This window comes from Providencia sp. PROV236, assembly GCF_033676985.1.
Lineage (GTDB): Bacteria > Pseudomonadota > Gammaproteobacteria > Enterobacterales > Enterobacteriaceae > Providencia > Providencia manganoxydans.
The window spans coordinates 1,390,253-1,404,867 of sequence record NZ_CP096297.1; the positions used below are offsets into that span (position 1 = coordinate 1,390,253).

Consider the following 14,615-nt stretch of genomic DNA (forward strand, 5'->3'; position numbering starts at 1 on the left):
AATGGGTCATTCGCAGGGCAAACAGTATCAGGGTAAAAAAGTGACCATTATCGGATTAGGCCTTACGGGCCTATCCTGTGTGCACTTTTTCCTATCACAAGGCGTTATCCCGCGTGTGATGGATACCCGTGCTGTCCCTCCAGGTGTTGAACAATTACCTGAAAATGTTGAGTGTCATCGTGGTGGTTTAAATAATCAGTGGTTACAAGAATCTGATTTAATTGTTGCCAGCCCTGGTATCGCATTAGCAACCCCTGAATTGCAACAAGCGGCCAATAATGGAATCGAAATTGTTGGTGATATAGAGCTGTTCTGCCGTGAAGCGGATGCCCCCATTATTGCGATTACGGGTTCTAATGGCAAAAGTACGGTGACCTCTTTAGTGGGCGAAATGGCGACGGCTGCGGCTATCTCTGTTGGCGTTGGCGGTAATATTGGTATCCCTGCGTTGTCATTGCTTAATCAGGGTCATCAACTGTATGTATTAGAACTGTCTAGCTTCCAATTGGAAACGACATCCAGTCTGCAAGCGCTGGCTGCAACAGTATTGAATGTCACTGAAGACCATATGGATCGTTATCCTTTGGGGCTGGCACAATATCGTGAAGCTAAATTGCGTATTTATCATAATGCACAACATTGTGTAGTGAATGCACAAGATCCATTAACTCTACCTACTGAGGGTAACAGCAACACTTGGACTAGCTTCGGTGTTGATAATGGCGATTATTACTTTGATTCACTGCGTCGTACATTAGTTGCCAAAGGTCAAACACTGCTCAATGTTGATGAAATGCATTTAACAGGGCAGCACAATTATACCAATGCGTTGGCAGCTCTTGCATTAGCGGATATCGCAGGCGTTGATCGTGATGCTAGCTTGCGAGTATTGAAAAACTATGCGGGTCTAGTTCATCGTTTTCAACTGGTATTACTGAATAATGGTGTCCGCTGGATAAATGATTCGAAGGCAACCAATGTAGGTAGTACTGAAGCTGCTCTTAATGGTTTAAAAGTTGATGGCACACTGCATTTGTTACTGGGCGGGGATGGGAAATCAGCTGATTTCTCCCCATTAAAGCCTTATTTAGCGCAAGACAACGTGCGTTTGTATTGCTTTGGCCGTGATGGTAAACAGTTGGCTGAATTAGAGCCGAATAAGTCAGTACTTACTGAGACCATGGAACAAAGTATGCGTTACTTGGCTCCGCAGCTCAAAGCTGGCGATATGGTTTTACTTTCGCCTGCTTGTGCCAGTATCGATCAGTTTAAAAACTTTGAGCAACGTGGTGCTATTTTTGCTGAGTTGGCGAAGGAGCTAGGCTGATGACTATACCGGGTGCGATGCGCTTAAAAAATTGGGTTATCGGTGAGAAGAGCGGCGTTATTGCAGGCTCTACACTGTATGATCGTACTCTAGTATGGTTAGCATTCGGTCTCGCTGCGATTGGTTTTGTGATGGTGACATCCGCTTCAATGCCAGTTGGTCAGCGGCTCACTGAAGATCCGTTTTACTTCGCAAAGCGTGATGTTATTTATTTAGTGGTCGCTTTCATTTTAGCGCTAGGTGTGATGAAAGTGTCGATGGCGACATGGGAAAAATACAGCTTTGCGTTATTGATGTTTGCTTTAGCGATGTTAGCCGTTGTGCTGGTTGCAGGTAGCTCAGTGAATGGTGCCTCACGGTGGATTGACATTGGAATTGTTAAAATTCAGCCAGCAGAAATCTCTAAATTTGCGCTGTTTTGCTATGTATCTAGTTACTTAGTGAGAAAGTCAGAAGAAGTCAGGACGCGCTTCCTTGGTTTTGTCAAACCCATGTGTATTCTGATCATTATGGCTTCATTGTTATTACTACAGCCCGATTTAGGTACCGTTATCGTGCTGGTAGTTACCACACTAGGTTTGTTATTCCTCGCGGGAGCAAGATTAGCACCATTTATTATTGGTATTGCGGCTTGCGTAGTGGGGGTTTTGGCGTTGATTTGGTTTGAGCCATATCGCTTACGTCGAGTGACTTCATTTTTGAACCCATGGGAAGATCCGTTTGGTAGTGGTTATCAGTTAACACAGTCTTTGATGGCGTTTGGTCGCGGTGAAGTATTAGGCCAAGGTTTAGGTAACTCAGTCCAAAAATTGGAATATTTACCTGAAGCACATACTGACTTTATTTTCTCCGTACTCGCGGAAGAGTTAGGCTACGTCGGTGTAGTACTGGTTCTGCTTATGGTGTTTATGTTGGCATTTAGAGCGATGATGATAGGCCGCCGTGCTTTGTTAGCAAAACAGTTCTTTGCTGGCTATTTAGCTTGCTCTATAGGGATTTGGTTTACCTTTCAGGCGCTGGTGAATGTGGGAGCAGCGGCCGGTATGTTGCCAACGAAAGGGCTAACATTGCCATTGATCAGTTATGGTGGTTCCAGTTTATTAGTCATGTCTGCCGCTATCGCTGTTTTATTGCGTGTGGATTTTGAAACACGTCTGGAAAAAGCACAGGCGTTTGTAAGGAGTGTTAAATGAGTCGAGCAAAAAGATTATTAGTCATGGCTGGTGGCACTGGGGGACATGTGTTTCCCGGATTAGCTGTGGCGCATTATTTGCAGACTCAAGGCTGGGAAATTCGCTGGTTAGGCACTGCCGATCGTATGGAAGCTACATTAGTGCCACAACATGGCATTGAGATAGAGTTTATCCGTATTTCAGGGCTGAGAGGTAAAGGTGTTATGGCATTGGCTGCGGCACCTTGGCGGATCTGTAAAGCTGTATGCCAAGCCAAAGCAATTATTAAGCAATATCAACCCGATGCTGTATTAGGTATGGGGGGATATGTTTCTGGGCCGGGCGGTATTGCCGCATGGTTATCTGGTGTTCCAGTTGTTCTGCATGAACAAAATGGTATCGCAGGGTTAACCAATAAATGGTTATCCAAGATAGCGAAACGTGTATTGCAAGCATTTCCTGGTGCATTTCCTAACGCGCCTGTTGTTGGAAACCCGGTTCGAAAAGATGTGCTAGCACTTCCTCTACCAGAAGCTCGATTATCAGATCGCGACGACCAAATACGCGTGCTTGTAGTAGGAGGAAGCCAAGGTGCTCGTATTTTGAATCAAGTGATGCCTAAAGTTGCTGGAAAAGTAAGCAAACAGTTAAATATATGGCATCAAGCAGGAAAAGGAAGTAAGGAATCTACAGAAGCGTTGTATAATGAAAGCCTAAAAAATCCAGTTAATTCCGAGTATTCAGTTAATTCCGAATATAAAGTGACTGAGTTTATCGATGATATGGCTCAAGCTTACGCATGGGCAGACATCGTTATATGTCGTTCAGGCGCATTGACGGTCAGTGAAATTGCAGCGGCGGGTTTACCCGCAATTTTTGTTCCTTTTCAGCACAAAGACCGTCAGCAGTATTGGAACGCACTACCACTCGAAAAAGCGGGTGCGGCCAAAATACTTGAACAGCCCGAGTTTACAGCAGATAGCGTGGCTACTCTGTTAGACCAATGGGATAGAAAAGAATTGTTGTCGATGGCCAAAAAAGCTCGAGAGTGTGCAATCACAGATGCAACTGAGCGCGTAGCTGCCGTGATCTGTGAAGTGGCGAAGTAATCATCGGTAAGTGGTATTAGTACAGAATTAATAGAAGCGAAGACATATAGTGAATACACAACAGTTGGCGAAATTAAGAACATCAGTGCCGGAAATGAGAAGAGTCAGGCACATCCATTTTGTCGGTATCGGTGGTGCTGGCATGGGTGGTATCGCCGAAGTGTTGGCAAATGAAGGTTATCAAATTAGCGGTTCTGATTTAGCGCCAAACGCGGTCACACAGCAGCTGACTTCTTTAGGGGCAACAATCTATTTTAATCATCGCCCTGAGAATGTTGAAAACGCCAGTGTGGTTGTGGTTTCAACAGCAATTTCAGCGGAAAACCCTGAAATTCAAGCCGCTCATGAACTGCGTATTCCTGTTATTCGCCGTGCTGAAATGTTGGCTGAACTGATGCGTTACCGTCATGGAATTGCTGTCGCAGGCACTCATGGCAAAACCACTACTACTGCTATGATTTCAGGGATTTATGCACAAGCAGGCTTAGATCCTACATTTGTTAATGGTGGTTTAGTAAAATCAGCGGGTACTCACGCACGTTTAGGTAGCAGCCGCTATTTAATCGCTGAGGCTGATGAAAGTGATGCTTCATTTTTACATTTGCAGCCACTGGTTGCGGTGGTGACGAATATTGAAGCGGATCACATGGACACTTATCAAGGTAACTTCGAGACTTTGAAAGATACCTTCATTAACTTTCTGCATAACTTGCCATTTTATGGCCGTGCAGTGATGTGTATTGATGATCCGGTGATCCGTTCATTATTACCACGCGTTAGTCGCTATGTGACAACGTATGGTTTTAGTGAAGATGCAGATGTGCGCATCGTTAAATATGAACAAAAAGGTAATCAAGGTTTCTTTACTATTGCCCGTGAGAACATGCCTGAGCTGACGGTGGTGCTGAATGCACCGGGGCGTCATAATGCATTAAATGCAACGGCTGCGGTTGCCGTTGCAACGGAAGAAGGTATCGATGATCAGCATATACTATCTGCACTAGTTGAGTTCCAAGGTACTGGGCGCCGTTTTGATTTTCTTGGTAACTATTCACTTCGCCATGTAAACAGTAAAGAGGGTGATGTGATGTTGGTGGATGATTATGGTCACCACCCAACAGAAGTTGATGCCACAATCAAAGCGGCAAGAGCTGGGTGGCCAGACAAGCGTATCGTCATGGTATTTCAACCACATCGCTACTCACGTACCCGTGATCTGTATGATGATTTTGCTCATGTACTTAATCAGGTTGATGTATTACTGATGTTAGAAGTTTATCCAGCTGGGGAAAAACCTGTGCCGGGTGCAGATAGCCGTTCATTATGTCGTACTATCCGTGGTCGTGGCCAAATTGATCCAATTTATGTGGCAGAGCCTGAGCAAGTTGCACAAATTTTATCTCAAGTACTTGAACCAAATGATTTAATTCTAGTCCAAGGTGCTGGGAATATAGGTAAAATAGCGCGCAATCTTGCAGAAACTAAATTACAGCCACCAATGGTAGAGGAGTAATTTATGGCCGAGAAAATTGCAGTTTTATTTGGCGGCACCTCTGCTGAACGTGAAGTTTCTCTGCAATCAGGAACTGCGGTCGTTAAAGGGCTGCGTGAAGCAGGTATTGATGCATATGCGATTGATACTAAAGAGTTCCCTGCTGTAACGTTAAAAGAAGCAGGGTTTGATAAAATCTTTATTGCATTGCATGGACGTGGTGGCGAAGACGGTACTATCCAAGGGGTACTTGAGTTTTTAGAACTTCCTTATACGGGGAGCGGTGTGATGGCTTCCGCCTTGAGTATGGATAAATTAAGAACCAAGCAATTATGGGAAGGCGCAGGTTTATCGGTATCACCTTACGTTTCTTTAAACAAAACTGAATTTAATTCACTAACAAAGTTACAAATTGAAGAATTTGTGGGACATCTCGGACTACCACTTATTGTCAAACCGAGCTTGGAAGGGTCAAGTGTAGGTATGAGCAAAGTCGATAGTTTGGATGATTTATCAGCAGCTTTGGAATTAGCGTTTCGCTTCGATGAAACGGTGTTGATAGAAAAATGGTTAAGTGGTCCTGAATATACCGTCGCAATATTGGGCGAGCAGGCTCTACCATCAATTCGTATTCAACCGCCGGGGATCTTTTACGATTACGAAGCTAAATATCTATCTGACGAAACACAATACTTTTGTCCGAGTGGCTTGAACGATGAGTTAGAAGCAGATTTGTCTCAGTTAGCGATGCGCGCTTATCAAGCGGTTGGTTGCGAGGGCTGGGGGCGAGTAGACGTGATGCAAGATAGCGATGGTCAGTTTTATTTATTGGAGGTGAATACCTCTCCAGGCATGACCAGCCATAGCTTAGTACCGATGGCCGCGCGTCAAGCAGGGATCGATTTTTCGCAGTTGGTAGTACGTATTTTGGAATTGGCTAACTGATATGTCACAGGCAGCGTTAAATGTTAGGCATCATAAACAGCATAATGATGACAGTAATGACCCAAATTCAGGACCAAGTAATGGTGCGTTTCTTGGTGGGTTGATTTTCTTCTTAATGGTTGTTGGCACAATCATTTGGAGTGGCTGGACCGTCATGAACTGGATGAAAGATGCTGACAGACTGCCGATGTCGAAACTGGTATTAACGGGGGAGCGCCACTATACAACCAATGATGATGTTAGGAAGGCAATATTATCATTGGGGCAACCGGGAACATTTATGACGGTTGATGTGAATGCGATTCAAAATCAGATTAGTGCGATGCCATGGATACGCCAAGTTACAGTACGTAAGCAGTGGCCTGACGAATTAAAGATCCATTTAGTCGAATATGTGCCTTATGCACGTTGGAATGACCAAACAATGGTTGACAAGGAAGGGCGAGTATTTAGTCTTCCTGCCAGTGAAAGTAATAAAGGTGATTATGCCTTGCTATATGGCCCGCAAGGTAGCCAAAAAGAAGTGCTAAAAGAGTACCTTGAATTTAAAAGAATACTTGCAGAGCAAAATTTAAAATTAAAATCAGTCTCGATGACAGCACGGCATGCTTGGCAGCTTATTTTAGATAACGATGTTCGTATTGAACTCGGTAAAAAAGATGTAATTGGGCGGTTAAATCGTTTTCTTGAACTTTATCCGCTGTTGCAGCAAACCACAGATAAACGTGTCGACTATGTTGATTTACGTTATACCAGTGGCGCTGCGGTGGGGTGGGCACCACTGCTAGTGGATGCACCACTGGAGTTACAATAATTAATATTGCTAATAACTCAGACTAGGCAGAAGCAAATGATCAAAACGACGGACAGAAAATTAGTTGTAGGCCTTGAAATTGGGACTTCCAAGGTGTCGGCCCTTGTAGGCGAAATTCTGCCCGATGGTATGGTGAATATTATCGGGGTGGGAAGCTGTCCATCTCGTGGCATGGACAAAGGTGGCGTTAACGACTTAGAGTCAGTGGTTAAATGCGTGCAAAGGGCGATTGATCAGGCTGAGTTGATGGCAGATTGCCAAATTTCTTCAGTGTATCTTGCCTTGTCAGGTAAGCATGTTAGCTGCCAAAACGAAATTGGTATGGTACCAGTTTCAGAAGAAGAAGTGACACAAGAAGACGTAGACAGTGTTGTTCATACCGCTAAATCAGTCAGGGTTCGTGACGAACATCGAATTCTTCATGTGATCCCACAAGAGTTCGCGATTGATTACCAAGAAGGTATTAAGAACCCTGTTGGTCTTTCAGGTGTGCGTATGCAAGCGAAAGTTCACTTGATTACTTGCCATAACGATATGGCGAAAAATATTGTGAAAGCGGTAGAACGTTGTGGGTTGAAAGTCGACCAACTGATTTTTGCCGGTCTTGCTGCAAGTTATTCTGTACTGACCGAAGATGAACGCGAGCTTGGCGTTTGTGTGGTTGATATCGGTGGCGGGACCATGGATATGGCAGTATACACAGGTGGTGCATTACGTCATACCAAAGTGATCCCTTATGCAGGTAATGTTGTAACAAGCGATATTGCCTACGCTTTCGGTACACCACCAAGTGATGCCGAAGCAATCAAAGTTCGTCATGGCTGTGCTGTCGGCTCGATAGTGAGTAAAGATGAAACAGTTGAAGTACCTAGCGTGGGTGGACGGCCACCGAGAAGTTTGCAACGTCAAACTTTAGCAGAGGTTATCGAGCCGCGTTATACAGAGCTGTTAAACCTAGTAAATGAAGAAATTTTAAATTTACAGGAACAGTTAAGGCAACAAGGTGTCAAACACCATTTAGCCGCGGGGATCGTTCTTACTGGGGGCGCTGCACAAATCGACGGGCTCGTTGAATGTGCTCAAAAAGTGTTCCATACACAGGTTAGGATCGGGACTCCACTCAATATTACAGGCTTAACGGATTATGCTCAGGAGCCATACTATTCAACTGCGGTTGGGCTTCTGCATTACGGTAAAGAAAGCCATCTTGGCGATGATACCGAAACGGAAAAACGTGCTTCAGTTAAAGGGTGGTTTAGTAAAATTACCGGTTGGCTGAGAAAAGAATTTTAATTTTTATTCAGAAGCATATTATTAGCTTCGAAGTAAGCACAAAACGGAGAGACATTATGTTTGAACCAATGGAGCTAACCAACGATGCGGTGATTAAAGTCATCGGCGTTGGTGGCGGCGGCGGAAATGCCGTTGAACACATGGTGCGTGAGCGTATTGAAGGCGTTGAGTTCTTCGCCGTCAACACGGATGCACAAGCACTGCGTAAAACCGCAGTCGGACAAACCATCCAGATTGGTACTGGTATCACTAAAGGTCTTGGCGCAGGTGCCAACCCTGAAGTTGGCCGCAATGCCGCTGAAGAAGATCGTGAAGCGTTACGTAATGCACTTGATGGTGCAGACATGGTCTTTATCGCAGCGGGTATGGGCGGTGGTACGGGTACAGGTGCGGCTCCAGTGGTTGCTGAAGTTGCTAAAGAACTGGGTATCCTAACTGTTGCTGTCGTGACTAAGCCTTTCAATTTTGAAGGCAAAAAACGTATGGCATTCGCGGAATCAGGCATTACTGAGTTATCAAAACATGTTGACTCATTAATTACTATTCCAAATGACAAACTACTAAAAGTATTGGGTCGCGGTATCTCATTACTGGATGCTTTTGGTGCAGCAAACGATGTACTAAAAGGTGCTGTTCAAGGTATTGCAGAGCTGATCACACGCCCTGGTCTGATGAACGTCGACTTTGCTGACGTACGTACTGTAATGTCAGAAATGGGCTACGCTATGATGGGCTCTGGCGTTGCACGCGGTGAAGATCGTGCCGAAGAAGCGGCTGAAATGGCTATTTCAAGTCCACTTCTCGAAGATATCGATCTGTCTGGCGCTCGTGGCGTTCTGGTCAACATTACAGCTGGTTTCGACCTGCGTTTGGATGAGTTTGAAACGGTAGGTAACACTATCCGTGCATTCGCTTCTGATAATGCGACAGTCGTGATTGGTACATCACTTGACCCAGAAATGAATGAAGAGCTGCGAGTGACTGTCGTTGCAACGGGTATTGGTATGGATAAACGTCCTGAAATTACCCTTGTTAACAACAAGATGTCTCAGCAAGCATCAATGGAACAGCGCTACCAGCAAATGCAAAATAGCATGTCTTCTATGCCGTCAATGTCTTCATTGACTGAAGAGAAGCCTGCTGCTGCAAAAGCGGTGAATGACCAAAATACGCAAACTAATAAGGAACCCGATTATTTGGATATTCCTGCGTTTTTGCGTAAACAGGCCGATTAATTTTAATTATATTGGTTTCTCCGCTTTTTGTGCTAAACTTTCCTGCTGATTATCAAGTATGATGATCAGCAGGACGGATAACATTGCGAGAAAAAAACGATGATCAAACAAAGGACACTTAAACGTATAGTTGAAGCGACTGGTGTTGGTTTACATACCGGCAAAAAAGTCACGCTTACTCTGCGTCCAGCGGCGGCCAACACCGGGGTCATCTACCGTCGTACTGACCTAAATCCTCCGGTTGATTTTCCGGCTGATGCTAAGTCTGTCCGCGATACCATGTTATGTACTTGTTTAGTCAATGAAGATAACGTGCGTATTTCGACCGTCGAGCATCTGAATGCTGCTTTGGCAGGATTAGGTATCGATAACATTGTTATTGAAGTCAATGCGCCTGAAATCCCGATTATGGATGGCAGTGCAGCACCGTTTGTTTTCTTATTACTGGATGCTGGTATTGAAGAAATCAATTGTGCGAAGAAATTCTTACGTATTAAAGAAAAAGTGCGTGTAGAAGATGGTGATAAGTGGGCTGAATTCACGCCATATAATGGTTTTAGCCTTGATTTTACTATCGATTTTAATCACCCAGCTATTGATAGCAGCACTCAGCGTTATAAAATTGATTTTTCTGCTGAAGCGTTTGTTAGTCAAATTAGCCGTGCACGTACATTTGGCTTTATGCGTGATATCGAATATCTGCAATCCAAAGGCTTATGCTTAGGCGGTAGTTTCGATTGTGCTATCGTAGTTGATGACTATCGTGTTCTCAACGAAGATGGTTTACGTTTTGAAGATGAATTCGTTCGTCACAAGACACTCGATGCTATCGGTGACCTGTTCATGTGTGGGCACAATATTATTGGTGCGTTTACTGCGTACAAATCTGGCCATGCATTGAACAATAAACTTCTACAAGCGGTACTTGCAAAAGAGTCAGCTTGGGATCTGGTCACATTTGAAGATGAAGCTGAATTGCCAGTGGCATTCAAAGCACCTTCAACTGTTTACGCTTAATACTGTTTACGCTTAACTAAATAGCGTATTAATTAGGTTTGTAAATAATAGTTGTGCAGCTACCACTAGATTGGTGTTAGCCTTTTCTGTTGGTTGTACTGGTACTCTCTCCGGCCAGTGCAGCCAGCCGCTCTAATCTCTCTTTTAACCCCTTCGAACTATTCTCAGCCAAGCGTAATAGATGTTTAGCCGTCTCTGTACTTATCTTTCGATTGTTCGGAACTTGATGAGTTTTAACTGTTTGATTATTCAGTGAGCTATTTTCAACCTTTTTTCGCATTAGAACTGGGTTGATCCTGATGTCTATAGAAGATAAAGATGGTAGAATAGAGTTTCGTAATGCAGAAATCAGATGAAGTTTTTCATAATTCAAACGGGTCATCCAACTTGCGTTAGCAACTTCGATAACCAATATGCAATTACGATAATTTGCAACGCGGCACATAGGCTTTAGTTCGCTGGGTAATAAGCCTTTTACAGCTTGATTTAGCTTATTGATAGCTTGTGCAGTACGTTGAATAGTTTTTAAAGGGCTGCTCGTTTTAGCGAGCGACTCTTCAAGTGCATCAAATAGCTCTTGTGGGTGACTATCTCTCATTTCTAGCTCCAGCTAATGGGTAGTTCAGTGCTCTAGTACGACAAGTGCGATATGATATGTGTACTATAAAACGATAATATATAAATACAGTGTATACTCTAAATGATCCAAGTTACGGCTAAGCGTCCATAGAAAACACTGCGACTAGTACCAATGAAGGTAGTTAACTACCTTAGCGCAAATCTTAGCAGTTTGTAGCATGATGAGTATAACAGAAAATAATTTAAGACTTTGATGGGTATTCTAAATCTTTGGCGACAATTTGGTAGACGATACTTTTGGTCTCACCTCTTATTAGGGGTTGTGGCTACAGGTATTGGCATGCCTGCGATTTTGAATGCTTTATCTGATGGGCAACAAACACAATTCAATTCATCTTCTGTTAATCGCCAAAATCAAGCGGTTAATGCATTTGATAACTTATTTGCTCAGCAAAACCCTCAGCGCTCCTCATCATCCTCTTCTTATTCGGTGAATTATTGGCAGCAACATGCCGTTAGAAATGTGATCAGGCAATTGACCTTTGCATTTTCAGCCACTGAAGATGATGATGCGAGCCAGCAAGACGAACAAAAAGGCTTACAGCTAGCACCACAAATTATGCTTGATACGTTGTATGCTATGTTGGCACAACGATCATTGCAATGGGGCGAAATCGCCTCTCAATCAAATTATTATATCTATCCTCTATTTATTTCATTTCAACCTGCGATGTGGGTTGCGCAAGTTCACGGGATCCGTGCCGGACCCATTTTCAGTTAATTATTATTGTTATTACTACGCCTTTATTAGGTGAACTGTTTTTCGTTCAAAATAAATGATGTGATCATTTAATAACTAACTGAGAATAAAGAATTATGTTAACAAAACTATTAACCAAAGTTTTTGGTAGCCGCAACGATCGTACTTTGCGCCGTTTACGCAAAGAGGTTGAAAATATCAACCGTCTTGAGCCTGAGTTTGAAAAACTGACAGACGATGAACTGAAAGCCAAAACGCAAGAGTTTCGCGAGCGTTTAAGCAAAAATGAAAGTCTTGAAAGCATCATACCTGAAGCATTTGCGACAGTACGTGAAGCAAGTAAACGTGTTTTCGGTATGCGCCATTTCGACGTTCAGCTAATCGGTGGTATGGTACTGAACGAACGTTGTATCGCTGAAATGCGTACTGGTGAAGGTAAAACATTAACGGCAACACTGCCTGCCTACCTAAACGGCTTAACAGGTAAAGGGGTTCACGTTGTCACCGTCAACGACTACTTGGCGAAACGTGACGCAGAAAACAACCGTCCATTGTTCGAATTCTTAGGGCTGACAGTCGGTATTAACCTACCGGGTATGCCTGCTGGTCTGAAGCGTGAAGCTTACGCTGCTGATATCACTTATGGTACAAACAACGAATTTGGTTTTGACTATTTACGTGACAACATGGCATTTAGTCCTGAAGAGCGTGTTCAACGTAAACTTCACTATGCATTGGTGGATGAGGTCGACTCAATTCTTATCGATGAAGCACGTACTCCTCTGATCATTTCAGGTCCAGCTGAAGACAGCTCTGAGCTGTATAAAAAAGTTGATAAAATCATTCCTAAATTAGAGCGTCAAGAGAAAGAAGATTCAGATACTTTCCAAGGCGAAGGTCACTTCTCTGTTGATGAAAAATCACGTCAAGTCACACTGACTGAACGTGGGCTGGTATTGATTGAAAAACTGCTATCTGATGAAGGCTTAATGGAAGAGGGCGAGTCACTGTATTCACCTTCTAATATCATGTTGATGCACCATGTGATGGCGGGTCTTCGTGCCCATGCACTATTTACCTTGGATGTTGACTATATCGTTAAAGATGGTCAAGTTATCATTGTCGATGAACATACTGGTCGTACAATGGAAGGTCGCCGCTGGTCTGATGGTCTGCATCAGGCAGTTGAAGCGAAAGAAGGTGTTGAAATCCAAAATGAAAACCAAACATTGGCTTCAATCACCTTCCAAAACTATTTCCGCTTATATGAAAAACTAGCGGGTATGACCGGGACGGCTGATACCGAGGCATTTGAGTTTAGTTCTATCTATAAACTGGATACCATTGTTATCCCAACAAACCGTCCAATGGTGCGTAAAGATTTACCTGATTTAGTTTATATGACTGAAGCAGATAAATTTGATGCAATTATTGAAGATATTCGTGAAAGAACGGCGAATGGCCAGCCTGTTTTGGTCGGTACAATTTCAATCGAAAAATCTGAATTAATTTCTAATGCGCTGAAAAAAGCCAAGATTGCCCATAATGTCTTGAACGCAAAATTCCATGCTATGGAAGCAGATATTATCGCAAACGCAGGTCAAGCAAGTGCCGTTACCATTGCAACTAACATGGCGGGTCGTGGTACCGATATCATGTTAGGGGGAAGCTGGCAAACTGAAGTTGCTGCTTTAGAAGAGCCAACCCAAGAACAAATTGATGAAATCAAAGCTCAATGGAAAATTCGCCATGATGCCGTTCTGGCAGCGGGTGGTTTGCATATCATTGGTACAGAGCGTCATGAATCACGTCGTATTGATAACCAGTTACGCGGTCGTGCGGGGCGTCAAGGGGATGCTGGTTCTTCCCGTTTCTACCTATCAATGGAAGATGCGCTAATGCGTATTTTTGCATCAGATCGTGTAACCGGTATGATGCGTAAATTGGGAATGAAACCAGGCGAGGCTATTGAGCACCCATGGGTAACTAAGGCGATTGCAAACGCACAACGTAAAGTTGAAAACCGTAACTTTGATATTCGTAAACAATTACTTGAATACGATGATGTTGCGAGTGACCAACGTCGCGCAATTTACACGCAGCGTAATGAGCTACTTGATGGTGGTGATATTCAAGAAACTGTCGAGAGTATTCGTGAAGATGTATTCACAACAACAATTGATGCATACATTCCGCCACAATCTTTAGAAGAAATGTGGGATATTGAAGGTTTGCAAAAACGTCTAATTAACGACTTTGATTTAGATTTACCAATTAAAGAATGGTTAGATAAAGAGCCTGAATTGCACGAAGAAACGTTACGTGAACGTATTATGGAAAAAGCGGTTGAAGTGTATCAACGCAAAGAGGAAATTGTTGGCGTTGAAATGATGCGTAATTTTGAAAAAGGTGTCATGCTACAAACGTTAGATACCCTGTGGAAAGAACATTTGGCTTCTATGGACTATTTACGCCAAGGTATCCACTTACGTGGTTACGCGCAAAAAGATCCAAAACAAGAGTATAAGCGCGAATCGTTCAATATGTTTGCAAATATGCTGGAATCACTGAAATATGAAGTGATTAGCACGTTATCTAAAGTTCAAGTTCGTTTACCTGAAGAAGTTGAAGCATTAGAGCAACAACGTAAAGAAGAAGCAGAACGTTTAGCGAAAAAACAGCATCTTAGCCATGAAGCAAGTGCTGAATCACTGATGTCTGAAGCTGAAGCGCAAATTGCCACACAAGGCCATAAGATTGGTCGTAACGACCCATGCCCTTGTGGTTCAGGAAAAAAATACAAGCAATGCCACGGTCGCTTAAATTAATTTATTAAATGACTAATAGATAAATCCAAGGCGGGGTAACCCGC

At 43.4% G+C, this 14,615-nt stretch carries 12 protein-coding genes; 11 read left to right on the top strand and 1 reads right to left on the bottom strand.

Annotated elements, in window-relative coordinates; genetic code table 11:
* Position 1: 1 nt before the first annotated feature.
* The 9 genes from murD (at position 2) to lpxC (ending at position 10,404) form a co-directional block, all read left to right on the top strand.
* A complete protein-coding gene (gene murD, locus M1E96_RS05990) occupies positions 2 to 1,327 on the top strand; it encodes a UDP-N-acetylmuramoyl-L-alanine--D-glutamate ligase (RefSeq protein ID WP_140181795.1) in 1,326 nt (441 codons plus the stop codon).
* Complete coding sequence (gene ftsW / locus M1E96_RS05995; protein WP_140181797.1) at positions 1,327 to 2,520, top strand: cell division protein FtsW; 1,194 nt, start codon at positions 1,327 to 1,329, stop codon at positions 2,518 to 2,520. The genes murD and ftsW overlap by 1 nt, the downstream gene beginning before the upstream one ends.
* Positions 2,517 to 3,608, top strand: a complete 1,092-nt coding sequence (gene murG, locus M1E96_RS06000) for an undecaprenyldiphospho-muramoylpentapeptide beta-N-acetylglucosaminyltransferase (RefSeq protein WP_337979847.1) — start codon at positions 2,517 to 2,519, stop codon at positions 3,606 to 3,608. The genes ftsW and murG overlap by 4 nt, the downstream gene beginning before the upstream one ends.
* A 94-nt stretch (positions 3,609 to 3,702) precedes the next feature.
* Entirely contained in the window at positions 3,703 to 5,121 is a 1,419-nt protein-coding gene (gene murC, locus M1E96_RS06005; protein ID WP_219339430.1) for a UDP-N-acetylmuramate--L-alanine ligase, read from the top strand.
* Between the two features lie 3 nt (positions 5,122 to 5,124).
* Positions 5,125 to 6,045: a D-alanine--D-alanine ligase gene (locus M1E96_RS06010; RefSeq protein ID WP_335674128.1), complete on the top strand. Its 921-nt coding sequence runs from the start codon at positions 5,125 to 5,127 to the stop codon at positions 6,043 to 6,045.
* 1 nt (position 6,046) lies between these two features.
* Positions 6,047 to 6,859, top strand: a complete 813-nt coding sequence (gene ftsQ / locus M1E96_RS06015; RefSeq protein WP_070925270.1) for a cell division protein FtsQ — start codon at positions 6,047 to 6,049, stop codon at positions 6,857 to 6,859.
* A gap of 36 nt (positions 6,860 to 6,895) precedes the next feature.
* Entirely contained in the window at positions 6,896 to 8,152 is a 1,257-nt protein-coding gene (ftsA, locus tag M1E96_RS06020; RefSeq protein ID WP_008910356.1) for a cell division protein FtsA, read from the top strand.
* A 56-nt stretch (positions 8,153 to 8,208) separates the two neighbouring features.
* Positions 8,209 to 9,387 (top strand): cell division protein FtsZ, encoded by a 1,179-nt coding sequence (gene ftsZ / locus M1E96_RS06025; RefSeq protein ID WP_070925271.1) that lies wholly within the window; start codon positions 8,209 to 8,211, stop codon positions 9,385 to 9,387.
* A gap of 99 nt (positions 9,388 to 9,486) precedes the next feature.
* Positions 9,487 to 10,404: a UDP-3-O-acyl-N-acetylglucosamine deacetylase gene (lpxC, locus tag M1E96_RS06030; protein WP_070925272.1), complete on the top strand. Its 918-nt coding sequence runs from the start codon at positions 9,487 to 9,489 to the stop codon at positions 10,402 to 10,404.
* Between the two features lie 76 nt (positions 10,405 to 10,480).
* Here lpxC and M1E96_RS06035 read toward each other — a convergent pair whose 3' ends face one another.
* The gene (locus tag M1E96_RS06035) at positions 10,481 to 11,002 is read right to left on the bottom strand and encodes a DUF721 domain-containing protein (RefSeq protein WP_070925273.1); all 522 of its coding nucleotides are present in this window, start codon (positions 11,000 to 11,002) and stop codon (positions 10,481 to 10,483) included.
* 234 nt (positions 11,003 to 11,236) lie between these two features.
* On the opposite strand from M1E96_RS06035, the gene secM reads away from it, so the two are divergent.
* Positions 11,237 to 11,764, top strand: a complete 528-nt coding sequence (gene secM / locus M1E96_RS06040; RefSeq protein WP_070925274.1) for a secA translation cis-regulator SecM — start codon at positions 11,237 to 11,239, stop codon at positions 11,762 to 11,764.
* A gap of 95 nt (positions 11,765 to 11,859) precedes the next feature.
* Complete coding sequence (gene secA, locus M1E96_RS06045) at positions 11,860 to 14,571, top strand: preprotein translocase subunit SecA (protein ID WP_070925275.1); 2,712 nt, start codon at positions 11,860 to 11,862, stop codon at positions 14,569 to 14,571.
* Positions 14,572 to 14,615 lie beyond the last annotated feature (44 nt).